Source organism: Halobacillus faecis (genome assembly GCF_007991335.1).
GTDB lineage: Bacteria > Bacillota > Bacilli > Bacillales > Halobacillaceae > Halobacillus > Halobacillus faecis.
The window spans coordinates 152,802-178,113 of sequence record NZ_BJYD01000004.1 but is presented as its reverse complement, the minus strand read 5'-3'; the positions used below and the strand labels follow the sequence as shown (position 1 = coordinate 178,113).

Sequence of the window (25,312 nt, the reverse complement as noted above, 5' to 3'; positions counted from 1 at the left end):
AACGAAATGAACTTCGATTTTAGTGATGAGCAAGTGATGTTAAGAAAAGCGGTCCGGAGTTTCGTCGACCATGAAATCATGCCCTATATCGGGGAATGGGATGCGAAAGGACATTTTGATCAGCAGACGTTGAAGAAGCTTGCAGAGCTCGGACTGATGGGGGTATGCATTCCTGAAACTTATGGTGGAAGCGGGATGGATTACAATTCGCTCGCGATTGTCTGTGAAGAACTCGAACGCGGAGACACGGCCTTCCGTACAGCTGTCAGCGTCCACACCGGCCTGAACAGCATGACACTCCTACAGTGGGCGACAGAGTCACAGAAGCAGAAATACTTAGTTCCGCAAGCGAAAGGCGAAAAAATTGGAGCTTTCGGGTTAACGGAACCTGCGGCGGGCTCTGATGTGGCCGCATTGCAGACGACCGCGACTCTCGACGGAGACCATTATGTACTGAACGGCCAGAAAACATGGATCTCCCTCTGTGATGTGGCTGATCACTTTTTAGTGTTTGCTTATACAGATAAGAGCAAGAAACATCACGGCATCTCCTGTTTTATTGTAGAGAGAACCTATGAAGGCTTTTCCTCTAAAGCGACCAAAGGAAAGCTTGGGATTCGCGCGGGCAATACGGGAGAATTGTTTTTTGACGGGATGAAGGTACCGAAGGAAAACCTGCTCGGCAACGAAGGGGATGGCTTCAAAATCGCGATGTCTGCCCTGGATAGCGGACGGTTCACCGTAGCTGCAGGCGCATGCGGACAGATTATGGCTTGTCTTGAAGCGAGCGTGGACTATTGTCATGAGAGAGAGACATTTGGAAAAGAGATCGGAAAGCACCAGCTCGTCCAGCAGATGATTGCAAAAATGGAAGCAGGCTTACAGATGAGCCGCCTCCTCGTCTACCGGGCTGGTGCGTTGAAAAACAAAGGGATGAGGAATACAAGAGAAACCTCGCTCGCGAAATGGCAGGCATGTGATTTTGCCAACCAGGCGGCAGACGATGCCGTGCAGATTCACGGGGCCTATGGGTATTCCAATGAATATCCTGTGGAGAGGTATTTACGGAATTCCAAAGCGCCTGTGATCTATGAAGGGACGAGGGAGATCCACACGATTATGCAGGCGGAATATGTACTTGGTTACCGGAAAGACAAACCGCTCAGTCAGATGCTTCCGGCTTGGGAAGGATAAACATAGAAGACTTCTGAAAGAACAAACGTGCGTAGATCACCTACGCACGTTTGTTTTCTATCTCCTCCTAATCTCCTCAAACAAATGAAAAAGCCAGCCACTTGGGTGCTGACTTCATGAAGATTCGATTTCCTCACGAAAACTGTTCATCTTACTTTTATAGTCCAGGAGCTGTATATGAACCTCTTCAGCATCCCCATTTGAGATGGCTGATTCTAACTGCTCATTGAACTCGATATAAAGATCACGGAAACGTGGGTGGTATTCCTTATGATCTTTGAATAGTTGAGTACTAATCATAAAGGACTGTTTGGTTAACAAGGAACTCGCTAAAGAAACAGCTTCTTTTTCTTTAGGACTGAGTTCACCCTCTCCTAAATTGTGAACACGACTCTGAACTTCATCCACAGAGTCGCGATAAACTCTTAAGTTGTAGATGACATCTTGCTTCGCTTTACTTTTGTAAAAAGAGTAAGAAGAGAACAGTGTCGCACTAATGATCAATAGGGTAATGATTATATAGATCGCATGTTTAGCCTTCAAGTAAGAGAACCTCCATTCTTAAAACCTTATATAGGTTCTCATATCTTCAGCATGACTGTAAACAATTCTTCGTAACCGTTTCCTGAAGAGCCACGCCCATCCATCCTTCATTATTCAACAGTTAAAGAAGAAGCATGGTCCTCTCCTTCATAGAGTAGACCCTTACGAAGGAGCTGCGTCTCGATCTCATTTGTGAATGGAATCCCCTTCCCAATCATAAACTTCCAGTCTTGTTCGTTGAGAAACTCCTCCCTTTCCCGACGTTTTCTTAATTCTATTAAGTCTTCCATGGAACGTTTCTCTGTGTCTGGGGAGCTCTTAGCTAGTTGGTTCCGGTAATGCCTGATAAAATCTTTCTCTGTACACCCATTGACCTTCATGAAATGTTTCTTCAAGTTCCTCATCACATAATCACTGGTCTTCTTTCCGTTTCCTCGATGTCCAACATGGTGAATATGTTTTAAATCGTGGCAGGACCTGCACAAAGACTGAATCTCCTTTAGAATCAAAAAGAACTTGTCTTCATCATAGTCCCAGACTTCATGGGCATGAAGTTTCTTTTCATCCTGCCTGCCACATATTTGGCATTGATGATTGTTTTCCTTAAGGACATCATCACGCACACGATTCCATAACGTGCGGGAGATTGAATCCCTGACCGTTTTATACTGTGCGTAAGAGGGCTTTCGAATCTCTATGGTTAACTTCAAATCAGACATGGCAACCTAGCAACCTCCCTCTCCTTCTTGATGGTTCACCCCGTCTTCTTTTATACAGAACCATTCATTTCCATTCCAATATAACACTTCGAATCTGGTCCACCAAGTGGATGGAACGTGTAGCCATCCATTCTACCCGTAAGCATCCTGGCGACTCAATCCGCTTCCCATCTATCATAAAGAATAAGTGATAGAAACCAACCACCGACTATTGGCATATACAAAAGGAAATTTATGTTAAAATAGAAAAGGAAGCAGGATTGTAAAACACATGACCTTGTAAATTGATGAGGACTTACAAAGGGAGAGGGGAACGAATGAGTGAAATATACGCTTGATTTTGTACTGGCTGTCTCTTTAAATGGCTTTTCCTATTATGAGGCCAGCTTGATTCTTAGCAACGGACTGCCTTATTGGCAGGCATTCATCATTGGTTTTACAGTGGTTTCCCTCGGAGCGCTAACAGAAGCCGTCGGAAGTCCCATGTGGTTGATCGTCCTTGTGCCCTTCCCGGTAGGCATGTTTTTACTTTACTCTTTTCTTAACGTTGCCGTTCCTCTATGGTTTCTGACCTATATCATTACGCTCACCATCTACACGGTTATCCATATCCTGATGAGCTATTTTTTCCATTTCCATTCTTTAATCCCAGCTTGGAAACTTTCCTGAACGTAGGATTCCCCTGAACACAGACGGATGTTTTTTATCACACGGAAAGAAGCACACGGGACTGCTTCCGTGTGCTTCTTTCCAATGGATAAGATTGACCTTCTTCCGTTCACTGCTCGATTTAGTCACACAGAACCTTCTACAATCTTCAAACTTAGCTTTATAGGAAGCAGAAATCCTACGTATGCGCGCATTTTATGTATCCTTCTGCATAAACGTTTAAGAAGGAGGCGATGCGTGTGGGAGATTTGATTCCTTTTCCTAAGAAAGAACCTGCAGAAGTCATCGTTCTGACGCCGGAAGAACGAGAGGAATTCGCTCACCTGACCTATGAACTGATGAAAGAAGACAGGCTCATCCCTTTTCTTAGAATCAAACGTCGTCTAAAGAAATTGATCAAAAAAGGCCTTGCACGTGCGAACAGTGAAGAGTTCAAAAAATGAAGGGTCTCCTTCCAACCCTACCCTTTCCAAATGAACGAACTATCATCCTGCATCTCTATGCTCGGGTGCTGCTTCAGCTCTTCTACGAGACGGAACAAGGCTTCATCTTTTTGTTTGGCTTCAATCATGCAATCGATTTGCTCCGTAGAGCCATTCGTTTTCGTTACAAATTCCAGGAACATGTCAAGATCGACAAAATCGGCATGACTTTTAAAATCTTTTTCGCTCTTAGGGCTTGAAATATGCATTTTCACAGGAAGTGGTGAATGACGCCACGTATCCACTACTCGAGCCCAATGATCCTCCCATTTTTCCCCATCATGGTTTGCATAATGATGGTGGATATCAAAGACGAGTGGGATATTCAATTTTTCACAGACGTAAAGACCATCCGCTAACGTGTAGGACGTATCATCATTTTCAATCATGACGGTCTTTTGAATGCCGGTTGGGACAAGTGCCCAATTTTCGATGAACCGCTCCAGCGATTTTTCTTTATCCTTATACCTGCCTCCAAGATGAAAAACACAACGGTGGGTAGGATCGACGCCCATATGATGGAGAAGCAGATAATGATACTTCAGCACGCCCATCGAAGTTTTGAAAATTCCCTGATCCGGAGAATTGATGACCACAAAGTGATCGGGATGAAAATCAATCCTCATGTTGTTCTCCTTCGCAAAATCACCTAATTCTGCAAGCTCTCCCTTGATCGGATTTAAATAATCCCACCCTTGCAATTGTTCATGCGTGGCAAGTGGCACAAGTCGTGAACTCAGTCTGAAGAAATGGATGTCATGAGCTTTATTATGTTTCAGTAATCGGAGACAATTGTGAAGGTTTGATTTCGCGATCCGTTCCAGCTTCCGTTTGGCTGCCTCTACATCTCGAATTTCAGAAAAACGTTTATAGGTCATCGTTTGAGATGGGGAAGCGTTCTGTAAATGGACACTCATGGCTACATAACCGAGCCGGTACAAGGTCATATTTTCACCTGCTCCCTGTTTTCCCATAGTTTAGCCAAGAGCGCCTTTCCTTATGTAGGTATGGAGTCCCTTTACAGGTAGGGACAGGTTTGATCTGCATTGTTTTCTTTTTAATTCTCCCCCACAACCTTCGTCCTGGAGGTTTTTCACCGGATGCTTACGTTTTACGCATCTTTCAAAAGGATAAGGAAATACATAACCCCATCACGAATAAAGGTAAAAAGACAAACAGCATGATCCACAGTTTCACATTCCGCTCATCAGAAAAGAAGCTTTTTCTTGTAAAATAAACGTAGGAAATCAAACCTAATATTCCTATGACAAGAAATAAAACAGACATTCATAAACCCTCTTTCTTCATCAGTCGAATGATCAGGTTTTACGTACGTCCTCGTTACTCAAAATAATTAGAAACCGCGTATGACTCCTAGTCCAAATAAGGAGAGATCCATGCAGGATTTGAAGAAATCCAATGGACTATGTTCGTTTTATTTGATTTCCTGCACATCGACTAATTTCGCCTGTACAATAAACCTTTCCGGGGCACTTCCAATGAAATCGAAAGGATAACATGTCGTAAGTGTAAGTGTAGGATCCTCATGATCGACAATAACAGATCGATCGTCTTCTTCCGTCACCCACGTTTTCTCTACTTCATACTTGTATCGTTTTCCTTCATATTCATAAAACAGCGGTGCTCCTTTTTCAATTTCCCCAAGCTGTGTAAAAACGGTCTCCCGGTGACCGCTCAGAACGGTATGACGCTTTTCATCAGGTGTTGTGGTCCATTGACTGATAAACATGCCCACCCCTTGATGGAGTGATTCTTCATCGGTACCCCAATAGGTAGAGTAGCCTTTATTTAAAAATGGAATGACCAAACGGCCCACTTTCTCACCATCGTCAAACTTTTGGATTTCATTCGAATATCTCGGTGGTTTCGTTTTCTCCACATGTTTCACCACCACGGGATTCGGTTTGTTTGCCTGATCATGGGATCCCCATTCGTTTATTTCCGCTTCTGTCACTTTTTCAACCGCCTGGGTGGAGTCCCACCATTGAAATGTGAAGTAAGCCGTGCACGAAAACCCAATAACGACAAGCAGAAACAGAACTTTGTTAAGCATAATGGCCTCCCCGTAAAATGAAGGATGAAAGAGCCAGGCCGAAGCCCAGCTCTTCTTTTATTGCACAGATCTCTTTCTGATGAATAGGACACTACCAGCAAGCAGCACCATTGTCGCGCCAAGGAAAGCATACATCACGTTCGGGCTTGCTGTATCCGGAAGTTCGCCTCCGACAGCATCTTCAATTGACTGAGCGTTATCCAGCACTTCTTGAGGGATTTGGATTTCTCCGACACCGTTGAAGTTATCCAGTGTCATTTCCGTCTCTTGAGTGACAGGCATCGTCGGTCCTTCTTCTGTTTCTATTTCCATTTCCAGATGAACGTAGCTGGACGTCAAGTAATGGTTCTCTTTGTCAATCGTCATTTTATAAGTCACATCTTTGATTGTGATTTTATCAAGGAGTTCTTCACCCAATTCCTTTAAACCACTCTCACCTTCACCTGAACCCATTCCCTGCTGAAGCATTTTCATCGACATCTTCAGGAGCTTTTCCCCGTCTCCCTCATATTGAAGGACATAGGAACCGTCATTTTCTTCCACACTCATATCCCCGGCCAGAGGAGTCGCCTGTGCCATTTGACCTTCAGCAAGCATCGATTGCATCACTTCCTGGCTAGAATCTTCAGATAGCTTTACCCATCCTTGCCCTGAAAGTTCACTGTAATAGCCTTCTTCTGTAAAGTAAGACTCTGTCGTCTCTCCAGCCAATTCTGTCTTCAAATAGAAGGCGAACGGATCCATGGTGACATCCGCCATGGTTTTTGTTTCCATTCCCTCTCCTTCATTCATCATCGGCATTTCCATCATCGATACTTGTTCCATCGAATAACTATCCAGGTTCATCATCGCTTCATTCGATTTCTTCAACAGTTCCTCTGCCGACAGATCCGCAGCGAATACTTGAAGAGGAAACAGGAACAACACCAGAGCACTCAATAACAGCAGGTTACACTTTTTCAGCATCCAAACACTCCCGAATATTATTCGGTAAAAAAAGAGGCTTTTCTATGTAGCGACAAAAGCTGACTTTTACATCCCACTATTTTCCACCTAACCCTCTATATCCTTCAGCCCGCAAAAATAAACACATTTTTCCAAATTTCTTGATAGAAGATCTGATGCTTCTCTTCCCCTCCTGAAAGATTCACATAAAAAAAGCAGACAAGAATGCTGGCGATGTCTGCTCTCTTTCTTTATAGATTTCTCTTTCATAGCCATTTTGGCTATGAGAGGGTGTAAGTGCCAAAGTAACAAGTTCGTTTAATAAACATTGCTATACCTATTTCATTGTTTCAATAAATAAAGTTCCGTCCGTATTGACCTGGGCAACGAGGACGTCTTTCCGGTTAGACACGCCATGGGACTGCAACCGATCTTCCAACCAGGCTTCACTGTATCCACTTGCATTCAACTGATCAGGAAGTACTTTCCCCTGCACCATGACAACATGGGAAAACGTCACCGGATGAGGGTCAAGCTTCAGATCAAGGGGTGTGATAGGGGAAAACTGCGCTTTTCTTAAAACGCTTACGGATCCGTCCGTTTCCAAAATGGCAGTCTGCACATCACTAAATTGGAACACTCCGGCTTTCCTTAATTCAGCAATAAGTTCATCGACGTTGAAACGCACTTTTTTCATGTTTTTTATAATGATTCTCCCATTGTCCATCAACACAGTGGGTTGGCTATTCACAAGTTTCCTGATCGCCAGACTTTTAAGTGTGAGATAGTCGATGAGAAGGACAAGGGCAGCGAAGGTAAGCAGTCCAAGTGCGCCTCTCGCAAGCGTCACATTATCAGAGAGAAAAGTTGTTGCTGTCATGGAGCCAAGGGTGATGCCGGCGATAAAGTCAAAAAGCGTCATTTGTGAAATTAACTTTTTGCTTAGGATTCTTGCTAAAACGTATAGGGTTATAAAAACGGTGACTCCTGTTCCGATGAACTCCAACCACTCATTCATAAGCGTATTCCTCCTCTCTTTTATTATTTCTTTTCCTGTCCCATTTATGTTCATATGCTTTGGGATCATAAAAAAACAGCAACCCTTGTAAGGTTGCTGTTTCTGTCCGTCAGCCTTCTTTTGGTTCAGGCAGGTATTTTGTAAAGAAAGCACCGGTCATAAAGCAGATTCCGAGAATGAACCAGGTGATGATACCTCCAAACTCAAACAAATAGGACCCTAGAGCTACGATCGGTGCGACAACAAAAGCCCCTGGTGTGACATAGCTCTTCCATCCATAATCTCCTTTCAGATTTTTCCTCTTCTTATAAATCACATAAATATATCCAGCTACCAAAACCGCTGTGATGATCAGCATGAAAAATTCCAGCATATAATCCCCCGTCATTCATGTTTTTTCAAGTATGGTTGTAGATATTCATGGTATTCCTTTGTTAAGCCTACGGGCATCTGGTTCATGGGAAAGAAGGTGGCTTCCCGTGATTCTTCTCCATCCACCTCTATCACCCCTTCATATTCATCCGTTTTGTAGACAGCAGTCACAGAGTACAGTTCATCCCCATTGGAAACCTTAAAGAAATAGTCCTTACCTGAGAAGATATCCAAAAGTTCAAGCTCACCGATTTTGAGGCCTGTTTCCTCTTTCACTTCCCTGCGTGCGGTTTCCTCCAAGCTTTCTCCAAGCTCCATTAAACCACCCGGAAGCCCCCACCCACCGTCCTTGCGGTGTTGCAGAAGAATTTCCTGTCGATCATTCTCGATGATGACGACAGCCCCAGGTAGAATCAACGGCCTTGTTCCGACTTCTTTTCGAAGCTCTTTGACGTAATCCATCTACAAATCCTCTCCTTAAGGAATAGATACAAACCCTTTACTCTATTAAAAAAGTCTTGATATCGATCTATGTAAGGTGATGCCCTTTCCTATGTAACCTGGGTGAATGTTGTTCCCCCATCATTCAAGTGTCGAAGTGTAGAGATATTCCTGAACTTCACTGGACCACTTTGAATATCCCCATGATCCCCTCTCCCTTTTCATTCATGGGATCAATAATGCCCCGAGCACGAAGACACCGGCAATGTAAAAGCCGATCAGAGACCCCCATGACAGTGGTTTTCTCATGAACACGACGACTTTCCGCAGCCAGCGGAACAAAGCATACATCACTAGAAACAGGATGCTGTAACCAATGAAGCTCCATCCCTCACCAACGAGGATGACCATCGTGTTATGAAAAAGAGTGAACAACAGCATAAACAAAAGAAACCATAGTTCTTTGAACTTTGCAAAATCACTTTTTCTCTGTTGTTTTTCCTGATGCATTCGTAATCTCCTTCCTTGTTAAAACGCTATCATCAAAAGTAACTTTACCACTCCCCAATCAAACTAGTCAAAGTGGGCACGGATGACTTGGTTAAACTTCTGCTCCTCTTCCAGGTGTGGGTAGTGATTGCTTTGATGGAACCGGAGATGAATAGCACCTGGTACACTCTCCACGATTTCCTCAGAATAAGAGGGCGGGCATTGAACATCGTGCTTTCCGGATATGACCAGCGTTTTTACAGTGATGAGACCTAACTTCCTTGTCACATCAAACGTATGAAGCTCCCGGGCAAAGAAGTTCATTCGGACCGCTGACATCTTCTTTAAAATCGGTCGGTTAAAATAGTGCTCATAATGTTGTGGTTTCCACAAAGAAAGTTTTGTCCGTTCGACCGTTAGTTCTCTTCTTCTTTCCTCAGAGAGATCCTGATTTTTCAACTGCTCGATCAGCGATTGCATATGATCAAATTCCGGGTGAGCTTCATTGTAGATACAATCCTCTGAAAAAGTCATATACTCTCGCGCGGCGGCATTGGCAATAACTAGAGTTTCCAGGCTTTCTGAAAAATAGATCCCGTAAACGACCGCTAACATCCCGCCAGTAGAATGACCCGCAAAACTCCAACACTCAAAACCCAATGCTTTTCGGATCGCTTCAAGATCTAAGACACTCTCAAGCATCGTCAATTCATGAGGCGATGATGCCTTGTCTGTCCGACCACACTCTTTCAAGTTGATTAAATAGACCGTCTGACTCTCCACAAAAGCTTCTGCAAAATAGTCCCCGGTTTCGTTGAACTCTGAATACAAATGGGTGACAGCAAGCGGAGATCCTTGTCCTTTTTCAAAAACTTCAAAGGTTCCACGGGCTGTTTCCACCATTGTCTGTTTCCACGACATCTTTCTATCCCTCCCCGATCTTACAAGTACCTTTACGATCGCACACTTGAGAGCGTTTCATTTTTTCACCGTTTTTTGGTACCTGGTACCGACTTCCGAGCGACCATAAATGGTATCTCAACATAAGGAGTGTGTACCTGGAACAAAGCCGAATCGTTCGGGTGCCCGGTTTGCCGCTCAGTCATGAACAAGAACAGGGAAGGCATAACGTTTGATAGAAAAGACGTGCTCTGAAATAATAAGAAGAAAATAAAAACGGGGGTTTACTTATGGAACGATTTATCCGCTCTGATCAATATCATTTTATAAAGAATCAGGCGCACAGCCTGTTGAATGGTCATATGACAACAAATGACGCCTCTGTCACCCAGGCCCTGCAATCGATCACGAACGAAAAAGTGTTGGATTTGTTTACAGAGCTTTCACCAGAGCAGGAACAACTGATTGCCCAAGCGAGTGATGTCAAAGATGAAACCGATGCGATCCTTTACTTCTCCCGCTTAAAGCAGTATGTTGTGCCTTTTCCAAAGCTCTCTGAATCCGATATCAAAACGTTGTTCCCTAAAGTGAAAAAACTGAGAGTGCCTACAATCCCTGACGAAGAATGGGCAGAGCTCTCCTATATTGGATGGAACGGTGCGTCAGCAAACAGAAAATACATCATTACGACAGTGGATGGTGAGTTAACAGGGGTGTACGGCCACTACAAACCGTTTCAACAAAAGAGTATTTGTTCAATTTGCCACGAGCATGAAAAGGTGGGCATGTTCACGGCTACCTTTAAAGGGAAAAATGATGAAGAAACGATCAGCCGCGGCAATTATATCTGTCATAACAGTAAAAAATGCAATGAAAACATCCAGTCTCGTGAGCCGCTCGAATCCTTTATCAAACGCATGAAAGCATAAAAAAGCAGGACCTTTTCCAGCGGAAAGGTCCTGCTTCTCTATGATTGCTGTTCTGGTGAATAATCCGGAGCCACGGCTTTTCTAATGAACAAAGCAACGACGAATGTGAGAATCGCAAGACCTAAAGCAAACCAATAGGCGTGATGAACTCCAACAGTCATGGCACGATCCATGACTTCGCCTGTCACGTCACCTGAGACATTATTCAAATAGCTTCTCTCGCCCTGACTCATAATGCTTACGAAAATGGAAACGCCAAGCGCTCCTCCAATCGGCTGCAGCGTATTGGCAATCGCCGTCCCGTGTGGATACAAATGCTTAGGCAGCTCATTCAACGCATTGGTCTGTGACGGCATAAGAACCGCTGACACCGCAAGCATCAGTAACACATAAGCAAGAATAAAGGACCAAACCGGAATGGAAGGATTGATATTGCTGAAGAAAATCATAACACCGACAAGGACCAATGTACCTGGAATGATCAACTTCCTTGGACCGAACTTATCAAAAAGTGTACCCATGACCGGCGACATCAAGCCATTGAGTAAAGCACCAGGAAGCAGCAATAACCCCGCGGTCTTGGCTGAGAATCCTAGTGGCCCCTGCAAATACATCGGCATGACGATTTCCGACGCGAACATCGCCATGATGACGATGACGAAAATCGTAATTCCTCTCGCATAGCTTGTATACGTAAACACTCGAACGTCCAATAACGGTTCTTCTAATTTCAATTGTCTAAGGACAAATAAAATTAAACTGAGAAAAGCGATGCTTAAAATGATGATGATATTGATCGAAGAGAATCCTTCTCCACTTTCCCCAGCGCTGCTGAACCCGTAGACGATCCCGCCGATTCCAACGGATGATAGTACGATTGAAATGATGTCCGCTTTCGGACGAGTCACTTCTCCTACATTCTCCAAAAACTTAACAGCAAATAATATGGAAAACACAGCAAACGGAATGACGGTGATGAACAACCATCTCCAGCCCAGGAAGTCTACGATGACACCGGAAAGCGTAGGGCCGATGGCTGGGGCGAACATGATGACAAGACCAAACGTCCCCATGACCCGGCCACGGACTGCCGGTTCATAAAGCAGTAATAATGCGTTCATAATGACTGGAATCAATAAACCGGTTCCCACCGCTTGAATCATCCGTCCTGTCAAAAGCATCGGGAAATTCATAGCCGATGCTGCGATGATCGTTCCTGCTAAGAACACCGTCATGACCCCGATGAACATTTGTCTCGTCGTGAACCATTGAATCAGTAACGCAGAAACCGGCATCAACACCCCCATCACCAGCATGAACCCGGTCGCCATCCATTGGACCGTAGGCGCATCCAGCCCGAACACTTCCATCAGTTCTGTGAGTGCAATATTAAGCAGCGTCTCATTCAGAACGGCAAAAAATGCGCCGATCATGAATGTAACGAGTATGATTTTTCTATTGTAGTGCTTTTCCATCTCTATCCCTCTACTTCTCTTTATTTAAAATCCGAATATTCTACTTCTGCCATTCATCCGCTAAGATTCCGTAAATCGTGTGATCGACATAATGGTCATACAACCATTCTGCACACCTGATTCTTCCTTCCTCCTTGAACCCAAGACGCTTAGGAATGGCCGCGCTCTTTTCATTGCCTTCGGCCACACCGATCTCCACTCGGTTCATGTTCATTTCCAATAAGGCATAATCCGTCAAAGCTTTCGCCACCCGGGTCATGATTCCTTTCCCCTGGAATTCCTGCCCGAGCCAGTAACCGATTTTGACGATTTTATTGGTGTGGTCGATTTCATTAAACCCTGCGGTACCAACAATGACGCTATTATAGATTACCATAGTCGTCATGCTTTTGTTTTCTGAAAATCCTCGCCTCCCAGATTGAATGAATGATTTCGTATCTTCCACTGTTTTCGTAGAATCAAGCCATGGAAGCCACTCACGCAAATATATTCGTGAACCGTCTGTCAGTTGAAATAGTGCTTCCGCATCCTCTGGACCTGCAAGTTTAAGTGATAGCTCATGATCAATCTTATGTACAAACATACTTTCTCCCCCTTTTTTCATCATTTTACCATGAACCTTTGACAACGGAACAAAGATAAGGTAAATTACAAATGTACGAACAATAAAATTAACTAACCTTAAAATATTCGGTTTTTAGGAGTGAAATCCATGGAAAACGTATTTGATTATGAAGATATTCAACTGATTCCCGCAAAATGTGTCGTAAACAGCCGTTCGGCCTGTGATCCGTCCGTAAAGCTCGGCAACCATACATTCAAACTTCCTGTCGTCCCTGCCAACATGCAGACGATCATCGATGAAACGATCGCAACTCAATTAGCACAAGAAGGTTATTTCTATGTCATGCACCGCTTTGAGCCGGAAACTCGTTTGTCTTTTGTCGAAAAGATGCACGCACAAGGATTGATCGCTTCCATCAGTGTTGGTGTGAAGCCGGAGGAATATGAGTTTGTTCAGATGTTAGCGACGAAGGAACTGGTCCCTGAATACATCACGATCGATATCGCCCACGGCCATTCCACAGCTGTCATTGAAATGATTCAACACATCAAACAACATTTGCCGGAAACGTTTGTGATCGCTGGAAATGTCGGAACACCTGAAGCCGTCCGTGAACTGGAAAACGCAGGAGCGGACGCAACCAAGGTAGGAATCGGACCAGGAAAAGTGTGCATCACGAAAATCAAAACCGGATTCGGTACAGGAGGCTGGCAGTTGGCCGCACTGCGCTGGTGTGCGAAAGCGGCAAGCAAACCTGTCATCGCTGATGGCGGTATCCGCACTCATGGCGACATCGCCAAATCCATCCGTTTTGGCGCGACGATGGTCATGATTGGCTCTCTTTTCGCCGGTCACGAAGAGTCTCCTGGTGACACAGTTGAAAGAGACGGCAAGCTTTACAAGGAATACTTCGGCTCTGCTTCTGAGTTCCAAAAAGGAGAAAAGAAGAACGTAGAAGGCAAGAAAATGTTTGTCGAACATAAAGGTGCCCTTCAAGATACACTGACAGAAATGGAACAGGACCTGCAGTCCGCAATCAGTTACGCTGGTGGCACAGACCTTGACAGTATCCGGCACGTCGACTATGTCATCGTTAAAAATTCCATCTTCAATGGAGATAAAGTCTATTAAAAAAGAGCCCCGAGCGGGCTCTTTTTATTTTACGCTTGTATAGGAATGTAAATATCAAAATGAGGATCATCAAAATCCCGGTCGACGGGATACTTTTCGAATTTTAATGGCAGCCCATCATAATAGTTCGTTGCCGGCTCAAGGTAGGGCTTCGCATTTCCATCTCTGAACCATTGGTAGATCGATGCATAGGTTTCACCAATATCTCTGCCTTTCGGATGATGAACGTTCATATATGTATGGAACTGTACGTTCATTTCCTCATAATCTTCTTGAGTGTTCGCATCTTCCACCTCGAAGCCGCTGAAATGGACAAAGCCATTTTCAATCGTATGAACCGATAACCCCCATTGATAATCCGGGTCCATAGGATTTATTTCTTCTTTTTCATTTTCCACCTTTTTAATCACTTCTTTTAATCCAGGGACTTGTTGATAAGTTCCTTCCCATTTTCGCCCTCTTACCTTGAAAGCGGGTAAAGTAACAATATTCACTTCCATGACATGACCTCCTTTCGTGTATAGATTCTCCATACCAGAAGTCATTTCCTCTAGGAACCTGTGCACTTATTCTAGATTTGAAGATTCCAAGAGAAACTAATATTCCTGCGATAGACCTTTTCTATTCATATTCCCCCACGAGCTTTTCCTTTTTGTGAGAAACAGGAACAACCCTTCACATCTCCACCAAACCAAAAGAGGCCGGTACCAGAAACTTTCCGAGAGAGCCCATAGATACAAGAGAATGACGCTCTTAGGATCAGGGTTTTTATGATAGGTCCACTCTTCTAATAAGACGGCGAGAGAGGAAATCATCGAACCATAAAAGACCGTCAACAAACCGACGACAATGGTGATTTCGATCGATACAAAAGAAAAGAAAACACCTGAAATGATGATGAAGTATCCGATCACTTCAAAAATCGCACTCAGTAATTCAACAAATAGATAATAAGGAAGTGAAAACATGCCGATCCCCTTGTACCGGGGGTTAAAGATCATTTCTTTGTGTTTCCACAGAGTTTCCGCAAGTCCTTTCTGCCATCTCTTCCTCTGCGCTCTCAGAGAAGAAAAGGTCGAAGGAGCTTCTGTCCAACAGACCGGATCCTGGATATACTCGATCCTCTGGCGTGACTTTTCATCTTTGAGCGACCGGTGGATCCGCACAATGAGCTCCATATCCTCACCGACCGTATTCGGATCATAGCCTCCCGCTTTAATGACGCGATTTTTCTCAAAAACACCGAAGGCTCCTGAGATGATTAAAAGAATGTTCAATTTGGAAAGACCCAGTCTTCCAATTAAGAAAGCTCGGAAATATTCTACGATTTGCATGAGAAGCATCGGCTGCTTCGGTAAACCGATTCGCTTGACGACCCCTTTAATGATTTTGGAACCATTTGCGATTCTCACCGTCCCGCCAGTCGCTGTAACGGTCCCATTGGAATCGATGATCGGTTTCATCGTCTTCAACAGTGCATCACGGTCCAGAATGGAATCGCCATCGATCGCTGCGAAATAAGGATACTTGGAAAAATTGATTCCTGCATTGAGAGCATCCGCTTTTCCTCCATTCTCTTTTCTCAGTAGATAGAGGTTCGGGTGGGTCGTCGACTGATACCCTTCTAGAATGTCCTGGGTTTTGAAGTGACGACGGACGGCGAGTTCCATTGGTTCCATGGCGAACGTATCGATCATGCGCGCAGCCGTTTCATCCTTCGAACCATCGTCAATGACGATGACCTCGGACTGAGGGTAATTCAAGGCCAGCATCGACCGGGCTGTGCTCACGACACCGACCTCTTCATTATAGGCGGGGACGAGGACGGAAACTGGAAATGTATCTGTATTGACAGCCGTATCTTCAATAAGTTCTTCTCTATGAAGGCCCTTCTCTTTCCGGATATGGGGACTTGCGATTAAAAATAACGTAAGATAGACAACGGCTACGACAATCATGTAAATAATGACGAGATACCCCATCATTTCTAACGTGTTATACAAAAAATCCACACTCATATGGCTTCACCCACTTTCACTGTCAAATGCTGCCTTGCCATCGATCGGGCAAATTTATCCTCATGATGGTTGTATGTATATTCAAGCAAACGATGCCCATCAGGCAGGTTCTTCATCGCTTCACAAGCCGCATACCTTACCCACCAGTGAGAGTCTCCAGCAAGTTTGAGCAGAGGATCCTGGGCAGATTCCCACTTCAGACGACCCGCTATTTTTGCCACATACATCCGCTCTTCCCAAATATCTGACAGGTAGAACCTAGTCAGCTTTTCCGGATCGGTACAGGCTTTCAATTCCATTAAGCTCCGAAGGGCTTTAAGACGGATTTCTTTGGATGGAAATTGGAGCATACGCTCAATGAAAGGTAGGTCATCCAACGACCCTCTTTCCCCACAGTAAGCAACAACAGCCAGATGCACCTGACTGGGAACTCGCCCTGGTTCATCCTCGATCACCATCACCATCTGTTGGAAAAGGTCGTCTTGGAACCGGCGCAGGACTTGTTTGACAAGACGCTGCGGAATCATTTCCGAATTCAGCAGCAAACGAATGACTCGTTCGTCCTGAAAGGAAGCAAGCACCCTCACCGCCTGTCTGTATTCTTCGTCCAGTACAGAGAGCCGGCTGAAATACTGCCAAACCTCTTGTTTTAAATCAACCATATCAAAATCCTCTATATAATAGAGGGTGTTCACCCGCTGGGCCCAACTCCCATTTTTCAAAAAAAGACGGTATGAACGAGAGAGGTATGTATGGGCCGTTTCTTGAAGTCTCGTATATTCGATCTCCACTCTAGTCTGATCCACGAAACGATTCAACAACTGCTCAACAATCAGCACACGATCACGGATGTCGCGGGGGAGATCCGGACATTCTTCTGTCTCCCTTTCCAAATAATGAAAAAACGGCTCTTCGTATTCTTCCACGTATCTCGAAATGAGCTTTTCTTCTTTCAAACTTTGTATCTTTGAAACGACCAGCGCACCTACAAGACATAATTGCACGATGAATAAAAAAATCACCGTCCAGATGACAATTGATACCAATACCAATCCCTCCTCCAACGTTCACGGGCGATTATAATGAACACTTTGCCCGTAAATCCCCTGAAAATATTCGTTATCCTTAGTATGACAGGGGCGCACATTTTTTTCTATCTATAAACGTGGAGAATTACAAGGAGTTGCACAATACAGGCGGTTGGATGTGAAACGGGACGTAAAAACAGATCAGCAAATTTGGACCTTAAAAGTCTCTGCGTGAACAGGAAACAGCCACACTACCCATTCCACGCCGTGAGGAAAAAGCAGACCGCTGCAATGAAAGATAAAGGTGTCATGACAAACGTTTCCTTCCTACTTTTAGAAAAAGCATTCAGGACTGTATTCAGAAATAAATAGAGCGCGAAGAAATAACACACTTCTTTTGCCATGGGGGCTAGGAAAACGATGGATAAGACATTTCCCATTTGCAAAAGAAACAGGATGGCAGCCAATTGAATCAATAGGGATAGCACACAGGCGAGGCGCATCTTTTTCGGTAAGGTTTGATATTTTCCACCCATAGCAAACTCTCCATAGGGCGAACCTAAAGCTAACAACCCGTATAAAATGGCCACGCCCAATAACGTGATACTTCCTATCCATGCTGTGACCATGTAAGCACCCCCGTAACTAACATCTTATCCCTTTTATGAACACGACCTTTTCAAAATCAAATAATAACGATCCTTTTATTCATCAAGATTCGTTAAGCTCATCCCGTTTCCTCCCCATAATCATGAGTGCATTTATAAAAAAAAGACCAAATTCTCTACAATTTGGTCTCCAGGTCATGTGTGAACACATAGGTGACTCGCTCGACTACAACACCATGCCCTGCAACGTGCTTATGATTCCTCAGCAGCCATTGCATCTGCTTTCGTTTTGTGAACGGTTCCGAAAGGGTGCTCTGGCGGTGCATAGATGGAATACAGTTTTAAAGGCTGCTGACCTGTATTAGTCAGGTTGTGCCATTTCCCTGCAGGCACCATGATGGCAAAGTCATCCGATACTTGCTGCTGGAAGGTCAACTGATCTTTCGTATCCCCCATTTGGACGAGGCCCTGCCCTTGCTCAATTCTTAAAAACTGATCCACATCAGGGTGGACTTCCAAACCGATATCATCCCCTACCGCTATACTCATCAAAGTCACTTGGAGATGGTCTCCCGTCCATAAAGCTGTCCGGAAGGTACGGTTTTGCGTCGTCGCTTCTTCAATATTGAGAACGAACGGCTGCCCGCCATAATCTTTGATGACAATCCGGCCTTCCCCCCGGGAGAAAGCGACGATTCGGTTGGTCGTGACAGCCTTATCGTGACAGGCTCTGTAGAATACGTCCCCCAGCTGATTTCCCTGGTTTTTTAAGTACGCTTTTTGGTACATTTCAAATTCTTCCACGCCATGATCATAGCCCGCTCTTAATCCTTCTTCAAACGTCCGGAAGTCCGTGTCTTCTTTTTCATATTCAGGCTGCTCACCTGTCCATGATGTATATAAATTCTTGAAATGATTCAAATGCCTCTGCTCATTCTCTAATGCTTGTTGGATTTCGATCTGATAGGACTCATCTGGAGCAACTTCAGCCAACTGACGAAAAATTTGAACGGCCACATCCTTCTTTTTGATTCCTTCCAAAATGTCCTCGGTGTTTTGCTCAGCACTTCTAATCGCCCTTGCTTGCGGGTATCCATAGCCATATGGAATCTGACTCATACACCTCATCCCCTTCTCCAAACTATAACCATTTCTATGCAGGATCAGAGAAAATCATACGTGTCCACATTTCCATATAGTGGAGGAGACAAAACAAAACCCGTCGTTCGACGGGTACGTTTATACGTTCGTATGCGTGGCTTCTTTTTCAACACGATCCAGGAATTCTTCGACGACACGCTCATTTCCTTTTTTGTTGGCCAGTTTCATCATAGCCTTACCGACGAAGTTCACCCCTTTGTTCTGTCCAGAATACGTAAGCCTTGTGTGTTCGTCATCCACTTTCTCCAATAAAAAGGAAGCCGTCACTTCAAACGCTTTCCCTATGACGAAAGCGATTTTTTTATGCTTGCGTTCCGGTGTTTCTTCATAAACGAGCGTCTCCACCGTGTAAGTTTCCAGACGCTTCCCTTCCCGGTACGTTTGGCGGTGTTTGGCCCCTACTTCCTTTTCCGTTTTCTCAATCAGTTCATGCTCTTCGACTTTAGGCATGATCCGCTTAATGTTGTAATCTCTGAAAAGCTCCCAGACTTCGTCAATTGGTGCGGCAATCACTCTGTCATTTTCCCATTGGATCATTGGTCTTCCTCCCTGCCAGATTCTAAAAATGCATCAATGTCCGCCAGCCTTTCTTGCAGCACCTGCATTTCATCATGAATCTTTTTCCGTTTTTCAAGTAGCAATGCTTCCAGTTGTAAGAAGGATTCATCCTTCATCACTTTTTTCATTTCCTGAATGGTGAAACCAAGCCCCCGTAGTTTGCCCAGCAGGAGCGCCAAAAAATAACTGCCATCATCATAATACCTGTAGTGGTTATCCGGATGGATGTAGGCAGGCTCAAGCAGGCCGACTTCTGCATAGTACCGGAGTGTTTCTTTACTGAGCCCGGTCAGTTGTGAAAATTCGCTGATTTTATACATGATGTTTCCTCCCACTTCTTACAGTAAACCGTGGGGTGCACCACAGAGTCAAGTCCGTACCGTTTCCTAACGTTCCAAAGGAAGTTGAACCTGACCCTTCCACAAATGGTAGGCTTCCTGAAATGTCACGACTCCAAGTCCCTTCCATAGGTAAACATCTTCTAAGAAGCCTTTGACATAAACCGGAGAAATGATACCTTTTCATGTTATGGTAGAAATATAAAGTTATAGGAGGGAACGATTTGAAAAGTCCCATTGTGAACCGCCTTCATACGACTTTCATTCCTGTCACTGATCTCAAACGCTCCGCTCGATGGTACAGTGAGCTGATTGGGGAACCTTTTTCTGAAGAAAATGTCCAACCTCCTGTTTACAATCTGCCAATGACGACTCCTACGGGCGTCACTCTTGATGCTGGCTTGGAACACGTTGCACCATCGTCTCATCCCTTATTCAATTTTCATACGGAGGATATCGATGCCTCCTACCGCTTCGTGGAGCAGCTTGGATACACCATCAAGAGTGATATTCAGAGATTTGACGATGTTTCTTTTTTTAATATCCAGGACCCTGACGGAAATATCGTGATGATTTGCACAGGGTGAAACGCCCGTGCCCAAATGAAAGCAAACCGGGAAACAAGAGTCAGAACGTAGCCAAGGGAAAAACGAGATCCGTTCTCCCATTGGCACTCCTGATACAGCTTATGACAGGTGTACGGAGAAGCAGTCAGATGACCATGAGCACCAGCTGCACCTGCCTTAACCTTCCGTGAAGGCCTTTTTGAAAACATAACTGACCCGCTCATAATCCATTTTATCTTCATAAAAACGGTGGGCCATCAGACGACTGATTCCAGAAGAGAGAGCGACACTTCCCAGCCCGCGTTCTTGTGCCCAATCTTCAACAAAAGACAGCAGCTCCTCGCCATACCCTTGCGAGCGATGACGAGAAGATGTCACCAAATCACAAACCCAGACGAAACGGCCATAATACAGGGTCGTCATTTCTTTGAACCCTGTAACGGCAACCATCTCTTCACCCGCATATAGAGCAAAAAGATGATAGCGGTCCACATCCATGGCCTCTTCGACCAATTCCACAAACTGTTCTTCACTTAAATGAGACCTCAATTCCTTCATAACAGGATACGCTGCGTGAATTTCCTCTGTGGTCTGCAATTCAATCATTCGGTTACTTGTCATGCCTTTTCCCTCCTCAATAATCGACGACGGCGATTACCCATGGAGATGCTAAAAGCACCGCCGCCCCCGCCAAAATGACTCTAGTCACCCTTCCGGAAAGTTTCTTTTTTCTTTTTCCCTTGTACCAGCCGGAAAACTGCCAGCGATTTCTATACATGACGAATAGGAATCCAAACACGCCGATTGCGCCGAGCCATTGGTACCCTCCAGATGAAGGATGAACGTTGTAGATCGGACCAAGGATCACCCAGACCAGCGCACCTCCGAAGATGAATAGGAATACGATCCGTAACAATTCTAATAAGATTCTCATTAGTAAAAACCTTTCTATTAACCTTAAAGACTCATGCCGATATAAATGACCGTGGCCGCTACGAAGAAGCTCGCCAGGAATAAACCTTTTTGAATGCGCGTCCAACTTTTCATCCATCCCCAACGCTTACGATCATAATCGAACCAAAAATAATCCAGCAGAACGGCGATAGCGATCACGATTACGATGGCTGCTGTTTCCACATGGCCCCCTCCTTTATTCCTTCACTTCTACAAGGATCGTCCCAAACGGTTCCCCATTCATACTCGTTTGCAACTTCCAGTCCCCACTCTTAGGTAAAGACATATTTGATGGAAGAGACGCATCTGCGCCATTCACCGGGCCAGCAATCTCTGCGGCCTCAAAAACGGTTACTGTTTCACCCGTGTTAATATGAGTACCTGTGACTTTGAACGGTCCTGTCAGTTCATCTTCGCTTCCCCAAAAATGCCACATGAACTTCTGCACCGCCCCTTCCATCCATGGGGCATCGATAAACGCAACTTTGTCAGGGATTCCTCTCATTGTGTAGGAACCAACTTCAAACTCCTCGGTTTTCGTAGGGACAGCGGGCTCCTCATTTTCTGTCGCCTGACACCCTGCACAAATGATGAAGAAAACAATCCAAACCACTTTTTTCATAACATCCTCCTATCCAGCTTTCCTAAGTATGCAAACGAATAACCTTTAAAATTCCTTCCATCCCTATCCTTAATAACCCATTTGGAGCATCTCATCTCCCGAAGACGGATCGTACACAAAGCGACCACCTCCATGTTCAATCTGCAGTTTTTCTTTCATAAACACGAAGAGATCTTCCATCGTTTCTTGATCATCCGCCTTCGCCCCTCGTTCCAAATCTATAATGATATTGGGAACAAGATTCAAGTCATTGAGTTCCGGCAGCACATCCGTCCCCTGATACTTTCCCGGAACATCTGAGATATGAACCATATGAGAAACCACACCTTCTATATTCTTGACAAATGGCTCTAGACCACCCTCTATTTGACTTTCATAATAACTGCTCGCATACGTATCTTTCAAAACACGGGAATCCGCCGTTTCATAGATTAAAAAATCTACCCCGGATAACTTGTGCGTTACTTTTGCAGCGTAATCGAACTCAAAGTTCCCCATATTGTCATAGAGCACATCATAAACTTCCGCCTGCCCATCAAAATGTTTTTGTATGTAATCCTCCCCTATGTCTTTCGCCTTCGTTTCCATACTTGCATTTGGAGTCATTTCATAAATGAAAAGTAAAATCATGGCTACAACGATTGTCCCTATACTTCCAATGATCCAAAGAACTGCTTTCACCTTGTCACCACCTCCCACTACATTATACCAAAATATGGGTATTCATTCTCTAAATAACCTATACAGCTCTAGGCCTTACCCCTGAAGACGGATCAACCCCTCTACCTAACCCATTCGATCCCACACGTGTGAATCCTCAAATGAAATGTTCCTCATCGGATCAACACATCCAGATTAGTGGATGGTTGAAAAAATCATTACTTTTGCCTAGAAAAGGGTATGGGAATGTATGGACGATAAAAAAAAAGAAAAGGGAGTGTCATTTTATGAGCTTTAAATTAAATCAACATGCGCCTGACTTTAAACTGTCTTCTGTACAGGGAGAAGAGTTTCATTTTTCCGAAGACCTCAAAGGAAATAACCACTGGTACTTATTCGTGTACTTCCGCGGTTCGTGGTGCCCTGTCTGCATGAGTGAGCTGGATGAATTCCAAAACACGTTGAGTTACTTTGAGGAACACGACATCAAATTCGCCGCGATTACTCACGAAAGCAAGGACAGTTTAGAAAAAATGGTGAGTGAGCATGACTTCACTTTCCCGGTCTTGATGGATGAGAACCTGGAGTTCCTTTCCAACTACCATGTTCATTATCATGATGAGCATGCTCCTTATGAGGACCACGGAACGCACGGGGAACCTGCTTACTTTTTGACCGACGAACAAGGGCGCGTCCTTTATCAGCAGCGACAAACAAGTCCATTCGGCCGACCACACCCTGATGAAATCAGAAAAATCATTAAGTATATCAGAGAGAATATAAAATAATGGAAAGCGAGCTTCTATCTTGGAAGCTCGTTTTTTATGCGAAAAGAGCTTCTTCTGAATGAAGCAGCCGCTTCATATAAAAAAAGTAGGATGAATGAAAAGAAGGTGAATCATTGTGAACGAAAGGGTTAATGAAGCCATAGCCCAACTGACAGCTGAGATTCACGCACACCAGACTGTTGACGGGCGTTTTCATTTTTGTTTTGAAAACAGTTTGATCACCGATACTAGGATGATTCTTTTGCTTCAAGCTTTTACAAAGGAAAAAGAGCTGACCAACCAGTTGTGTGAGCGGCTCTCTTCTCTTCAAAACGAACAGGGGTACTGGAAACTCTACGCCGACGATGAAGGAGACCTTTCTGCAACGATCGAAGCGGTGTTTGCCCTTCTTTATGCTGGATACTATTCAAATGACGACCTCCCGATCCAGAAAGCCAAAACATTCATAAGAAAGCACGGCGGGCTGAATCGTGCACATTCTCTAACCAAGATCACATTGGCTATCCACGGACAGTATCCATGGCCGAATCTTTTCCACTTGCCTGTTCACGTCATATTGCTGCCCCCTTCCTCTCCCATATCTTTTTTTGATTTCAGTAGTTACGCCCGTGTGCACATGGCACCGCTCCTTCTCTTATCCGATCAACCTTTCGTAATGAAAAACAAAAGCATTTCCGATATGAGTGACTGTTTCATTCGAGAAGATCAAGAGCTGATCCCTGAGGAAAGCCGGTCCTTATTGACAAGTGTCCAGGAAGCGGTCAAATCCCTGACCGGCCTCCCTCACAAACTCTATCTGCTCTCAAGGCAGCGTCTGCTTACCTACATGCTGCAGCGGATCGAGAAGGATGGAACCTTATACAGCTATTTCACTTCCACTTTTTATATGATTTATGCCCTAGTGAGCTGTGGGTATCAAAAACACGATCCCATCATCAAAAAAGCCATCCAGGGGCTGATCCGGCATGCCTGTTCTACAGGACGTGGCCTCCATATCCAAAACTCACCTTCCGATCTATGGGATACGGCACTGTTGAGTCATGCCCTTCAAGTGCGTCCCGCATCGGATGTCCCTCTACATGAAGCCGAACAATTTCTCTTGAAACACCAACAGACCAAATTCGGAGACTGGATGGTAACGACCAGCCATACAGAACCAGGGGGATGGGGATTTTCCAAAAGCAACAGTATTCACCCCGACGTCGATGATACGACCGCTGCTTTACGGGCCCTGCGAAAAGACCCCTCTCTCCAAAGCCATTACACAAGGGGCTTGAAGTGGGTGCTCGCGATGCAGAATGTAGACGGAGGGTGGCCTGCCTTCGAGAGAGGGAAAACGAACCCTCTCATGACGTTTGTTCCCATGGATGGGGCGGAATCGGCAAGCATCGACCCTTCCACAGCGGACTTGACGGGCCGGACCCTCGAATTCCTCGGTACCGATGCACGTTTCCCTTTGACGGATCCTCGTATTCAAAAAGCTTTGAGCTGGCTGCGCTCTCATCAGAAAACCGATGGATCCTGGTATGGACGCTGGGGCATCACCTACATTTACGGAACCTGGGCCGCCCTCACGGGTATGCGGGCCGTAGGAGTAAGCAAGGATGACCGTTTCATCAAAAAAGGCGTCCGATTTATTGAGAGCATTCAGAATGAAGACGGTGGATGGGGAGAATCGTGTAAAAGTGATCAAGAGAAGACCTACATTCCTTTAGGAGAGAGCACCCTTTCGCAAACCTCCTGGGCGCTGGATGCCTTGATGATGGTGCATGAAAAACGGACGCCGAGCATTGAAAAAGGCATCGCCTGTTTGCTTCGAAAACTGGAGACGAAAGATTGGACAAACGAATACCCGACAGGTGCAGGGCTTCCAGGAAACTTTTACATCTACTATCACAGCTACAACTACATTTGGCCTCTCCTTGTGCTGAAGAAATACTTATCGCTGAGCTCATAGAAGATCATCACCATATCGCCCAGTTGCTAATATAATCAGTGAAGTCGCTAATAAAAGTGGGAAAGCTGCTAATAAAAATCAAGAACCTGCTAATAAAACCTGGAAACT

Annotated in this window: 32 protein-coding genes; 8 read left to right on the top strand and 24 right to left on the bottom strand. The window is 44.8% G+C overall.

The window, feature by feature from the left end:
• The first annotated feature begins 6 nt into the window (after positions 1 to 6).
• A complete protein-coding gene (locus HFA01_RS02810; protein ID WP_146813056.1) occupies positions 7 to 1,194 on the top strand; it encodes an acyl-CoA dehydrogenase family protein in 1,188 nt (395 codons plus the stop codon).
• Between the two features lie 114 nt (positions 1,195 to 1,308).
• Here HFA01_RS02810 and HFA01_RS02805 read toward each other — a convergent pair whose 3' ends face one another.
• Together HFA01_RS02805 and HFA01_RS02800 are read right to left on the bottom strand one after the other, a co-directional pair.
• Positions 1,309 to 1,737 carry a hypothetical protein gene (locus HFA01_RS02805; protein ID WP_146813055.1) on the bottom strand — a complete coding sequence of 143 codons (429 nt, stop codon included), beginning with the start codon at positions 1,735 to 1,737 and terminating at the stop codon, positions 1,309 to 1,311.
• A gap of 110 nt (positions 1,738 to 1,847) precedes the next feature.
• Positions 1,848 to 2,456 carry an HNH endonuclease gene (locus HFA01_RS02800; RefSeq protein ID WP_146813054.1) on the bottom strand — a complete coding sequence of 203 codons (609 nt, stop codon included), beginning with the start codon at positions 2,454 to 2,456 and terminating at the stop codon, positions 1,848 to 1,850.
• Positions 2,457 to 2,777: 321 nt separating this feature from the next.
• On the opposite strand from HFA01_RS02800, the gene HFA01_RS02795 reads away from it, so the two are divergent.
• Entirely contained in the window at positions 2,778 to 3,125 is a 348-nt protein-coding gene (locus HFA01_RS02795) for a hypothetical protein (protein ID WP_146813053.1), read from the top strand.
• A gap of 239 nt (positions 3,126 to 3,364) precedes the next feature.
• The gene (locus tag HFA01_RS02790; protein WP_146813052.1) at positions 3,365 to 3,568 is read left to right on the top strand and encodes a hypothetical protein; all 204 of its coding nucleotides are present in this window, start codon (positions 3,365 to 3,367) and stop codon (positions 3,566 to 3,568) included.
• A 17-nt stretch (positions 3,569 to 3,585) separates the two neighbouring features.
• Here HFA01_RS02790 and uvsE read toward each other — a convergent pair whose 3' ends face one another.
• The 8 genes from uvsE to HFA01_RS02750 all read right to left on the bottom strand — a co-directional run bounded on the left by uvsE (position 3,586) and on the right by HFA01_RS02750 (position 9,867).
• A complete protein-coding gene (gene uvsE / locus HFA01_RS02785; protein WP_146813051.1) occupies positions 3,586 to 4,554 on the bottom strand; it encodes a UV DNA damage repair endonuclease UvsE in 969 nt (322 codons plus the stop codon).
• 488 nt (positions 4,555 to 5,042) lie between these two features.
• Positions 5,043 to 5,681, bottom strand: coding sequence for a class D sortase, LPxTATN-specific (gene srtD, locus HFA01_RS02780; protein WP_146813050.1), 639 nt, complete (start codon positions 5,679 to 5,681; stop codon positions 5,043 to 5,045).
• Positions 5,682 to 5,738: 57 nt separating this feature from the next.
• Positions 5,739 to 6,647: a DUF6612 family protein gene (locus HFA01_RS02775; RefSeq protein WP_146813049.1), complete on the bottom strand. Its 909-nt coding sequence runs from the start codon at positions 6,645 to 6,647 to the stop codon at positions 5,739 to 5,741.
• 316 nt (positions 6,648 to 6,963) lie between these two features.
• Positions 6,964 to 7,644 (bottom strand): DUF421 domain-containing protein, encoded by a 681-nt coding sequence (locus tag HFA01_RS02770; protein ID WP_167506139.1) that lies wholly within the window; start codon positions 7,642 to 7,644, stop codon positions 6,964 to 6,966.
• A gap of 109 nt (positions 7,645 to 7,753) precedes the next feature.
• On the bottom strand, positions 7,754 to 8,017 hold the full coding sequence (locus tag HFA01_RS02765; RefSeq protein ID WP_146813047.1) for a hypothetical protein: 264 nt from the start codon (positions 8,015 to 8,017) through the stop codon (positions 7,754 to 7,756).
• 11 nt (positions 8,018 to 8,028) lie between these two features.
• Positions 8,029 to 8,478 carry an NUDIX hydrolase gene (locus HFA01_RS02760; RefSeq protein ID WP_146813046.1) on the bottom strand — a complete coding sequence of 150 codons (450 nt, stop codon included), beginning with the start codon at positions 8,476 to 8,478 and terminating at the stop codon, positions 8,029 to 8,031.
• Positions 8,479 to 8,682: 204 nt separating this feature from the next.
• Positions 8,683 to 8,967 carry a hypothetical protein gene (locus tag HFA01_RS02755; RefSeq protein ID WP_146813045.1) on the bottom strand — a complete coding sequence of 95 codons (285 nt, stop codon included), beginning with the start codon at positions 8,965 to 8,967 and terminating at the stop codon, positions 8,683 to 8,685.
• 63 nt (positions 8,968 to 9,030) lie between these two features.
• Positions 9,031 to 9,867 (bottom strand): alpha/beta fold hydrolase, encoded by an 837-nt coding sequence (locus HFA01_RS02750; RefSeq protein WP_146813044.1) that lies wholly within the window; start codon positions 9,865 to 9,867, stop codon positions 9,031 to 9,033.
• 269 nt (positions 9,868 to 10,136) lie between these two features.
• On the opposite strand from HFA01_RS02750, the gene HFA01_RS02745 reads away from it, so the two are divergent.
• Complete coding sequence (locus HFA01_RS02745) at positions 10,137 to 10,775, top strand: FusB/FusC family EF-G-binding protein (protein WP_146813043.1); 639 nt, start codon at positions 10,137 to 10,139, stop codon at positions 10,773 to 10,775.
• A gap of 38 nt (positions 10,776 to 10,813) precedes the next feature.
• Here the strand turns inward: HFA01_RS02745 and HFA01_RS02740 are convergent, their stop codons facing one another.
• Both HFA01_RS02740 and HFA01_RS02735 read right to left on the bottom strand, forming a co-directional pair.
• Positions 10,814 to 12,250, bottom strand: coding sequence for an MDR family MFS transporter (locus HFA01_RS02740; protein WP_146813042.1), 1,437 nt, complete (start codon positions 12,248 to 12,250; stop codon positions 10,814 to 10,816).
• A 40-nt stretch (positions 12,251 to 12,290) separates the two neighbouring features.
• Positions 12,291 to 12,833, bottom strand: a complete 543-nt coding sequence (locus tag HFA01_RS02735; protein WP_146813041.1) for a GNAT family N-acetyltransferase — start codon at positions 12,831 to 12,833, stop codon at positions 12,291 to 12,293.
• 129 nt (positions 12,834 to 12,962) lie between these two features.
• Here HFA01_RS02735 and guaC point away from each other — a divergent pair, with 129 nt between their 5' ends.
• On the top strand, positions 12,963 to 13,946 hold the full coding sequence (gene guaC, locus HFA01_RS02730; RefSeq protein WP_146813040.1) for a GMP reductase: 984 nt from the start codon (positions 12,963 to 12,965) through the stop codon (positions 13,944 to 13,946).
• Positions 13,947 to 13,975: 29 nt separating this feature from the next.
• On the opposite strand, the gene HFA01_RS02725 is transcribed toward guaC, so the two are convergent.
• From HFA01_RS02725 to HFA01_RS02695, 7 genes are all read right to left on the bottom strand, one after another.
• The gene (locus tag HFA01_RS02725) at positions 13,976 to 14,446 is read right to left on the bottom strand and encodes a GyrI-like domain-containing protein (RefSeq protein WP_167506138.1); all 471 of its coding nucleotides are present in this window, start codon (positions 14,444 to 14,446) and stop codon (positions 13,976 to 13,978) included.
• Between the two features lie 96 nt (positions 14,447 to 14,542).
• Complete coding sequence (locus HFA01_RS02720) at positions 14,543 to 15,964, bottom strand: glycosyltransferase family 2 protein (RefSeq protein WP_174787799.1); 1,422 nt, start codon at positions 15,962 to 15,964, stop codon at positions 14,543 to 14,545.
• Entirely contained in the window at positions 15,961 to 17,010 is a 1,050-nt protein-coding gene (locus tag HFA01_RS02715; protein WP_146813038.1) for a HEAT repeat domain-containing protein, read from the bottom strand. Before HFA01_RS02715 ends, HFA01_RS02720 begins: the two co-directional genes overlap by 4 nt.
• A gap of 233 nt (positions 17,011 to 17,243) precedes the next feature.
• Positions 17,244 to 17,621 (bottom strand): hypothetical protein, encoded by a 378-nt coding sequence (locus HFA01_RS02710; RefSeq protein WP_146813037.1) that lies wholly within the window; start codon positions 17,619 to 17,621, stop codon positions 17,244 to 17,246.
• 231 nt (positions 17,622 to 17,852) lie between these two features.
• A complete protein-coding gene (locus tag HFA01_RS02705; protein WP_146813036.1) occupies positions 17,853 to 18,719 on the bottom strand; it encodes a cupin domain-containing protein in 867 nt (288 codons plus the stop codon).
• A gap of 120 nt (positions 18,720 to 18,839) precedes the next feature.
• A complete protein-coding gene (locus tag HFA01_RS02700; RefSeq protein WP_146813035.1) occupies positions 18,840 to 19,298 on the bottom strand; it encodes an SRPBCC family protein in 459 nt (152 codons plus the stop codon).
• Complete coding sequence (locus HFA01_RS02695; RefSeq protein WP_146813034.1) at positions 19,295 to 19,639, bottom strand: MerR family transcriptional regulator; 345 nt, start codon at positions 19,637 to 19,639, stop codon at positions 19,295 to 19,297. The genes HFA01_RS02700 and HFA01_RS02695 overlap by 4 nt, the downstream gene beginning before the upstream one ends.
• Positions 19,640 to 19,881: 242 nt before the next feature.
• Between HFA01_RS02695 and HFA01_RS02690 the strand changes: the two genes are divergently transcribed.
• On the top strand, positions 19,882 to 20,244 hold the full coding sequence (locus HFA01_RS02690; RefSeq protein ID WP_146813033.1) for a VOC family protein: 363 nt from the start codon (positions 19,882 to 19,884) through the stop codon (positions 20,242 to 20,244).
• Between the two features lie 156 nt (positions 20,245 to 20,400).
• Here the strand turns inward: HFA01_RS02690 and HFA01_RS02685 are convergent, their stop codons facing one another.
• The 5 genes from HFA01_RS02685 to HFA01_RS02665 form a co-directional block, all read right to left on the bottom strand.
• Positions 20,401 to 20,844, bottom strand: a complete 444-nt coding sequence (locus HFA01_RS02685; RefSeq protein ID WP_146813032.1) for a GNAT family N-acetyltransferase — start codon at positions 20,842 to 20,844, stop codon at positions 20,401 to 20,403.
• Between the two features lie 13 nt (positions 20,845 to 20,857).
• The gene (locus tag HFA01_RS02680) at positions 20,858 to 21,157 is read right to left on the bottom strand and encodes a hypothetical protein (RefSeq protein ID WP_146813031.1); all 300 of its coding nucleotides are present in this window, start codon (positions 21,155 to 21,157) and stop codon (positions 20,858 to 20,860) included.
• A 23-nt stretch (positions 21,158 to 21,180) separates the two neighbouring features.
• On the bottom strand, positions 21,181 to 21,360 hold the full coding sequence (locus tag HFA01_RS02675) for a hypothetical protein (RefSeq protein ID WP_146813030.1): 180 nt from the start codon (positions 21,358 to 21,360) through the stop codon (positions 21,181 to 21,183).
• A 13-nt stretch (positions 21,361 to 21,373) separates the two neighbouring features.
• Positions 21,374 to 21,799: a DUF4871 domain-containing protein gene (locus HFA01_RS02670; RefSeq protein WP_146813029.1), complete on the bottom strand. Its 426-nt coding sequence runs from the start codon at positions 21,797 to 21,799 to the stop codon at positions 21,374 to 21,376.
• A gap of 69 nt (positions 21,800 to 21,868) precedes the next feature.
• The gene (locus tag HFA01_RS02665; RefSeq protein ID WP_146813028.1) at positions 21,869 to 22,480 is read right to left on the bottom strand and encodes a hypothetical protein; all 612 of its coding nucleotides are present in this window, start codon (positions 22,478 to 22,480) and stop codon (positions 21,869 to 21,871) included.
• Positions 22,481 to 22,746: 266 nt separating this feature from the next.
• Here HFA01_RS02665 and HFA01_RS02660 point away from each other — a divergent pair, with 266 nt between their 5' ends.
• Together HFA01_RS02660 and HFA01_RS02655 are read left to right on the top strand one after the other, a co-directional pair.
• Positions 22,747 to 23,247 (top strand): peroxiredoxin family protein, encoded by a 501-nt coding sequence (locus HFA01_RS02660; protein ID WP_146813027.1) that lies wholly within the window; start codon positions 22,747 to 22,749, stop codon positions 23,245 to 23,247.
• A 115-nt stretch (positions 23,248 to 23,362) separates the two neighbouring features.
• Positions 23,363 to 25,204 (top strand): terpene cyclase/mutase family protein, encoded by a 1,842-nt coding sequence (locus HFA01_RS02655; protein WP_146813026.1) that lies wholly within the window; start codon positions 23,363 to 23,365, stop codon positions 25,202 to 25,204.
• Positions 25,205 to 25,312: the final 108 nt, after the last annotated feature.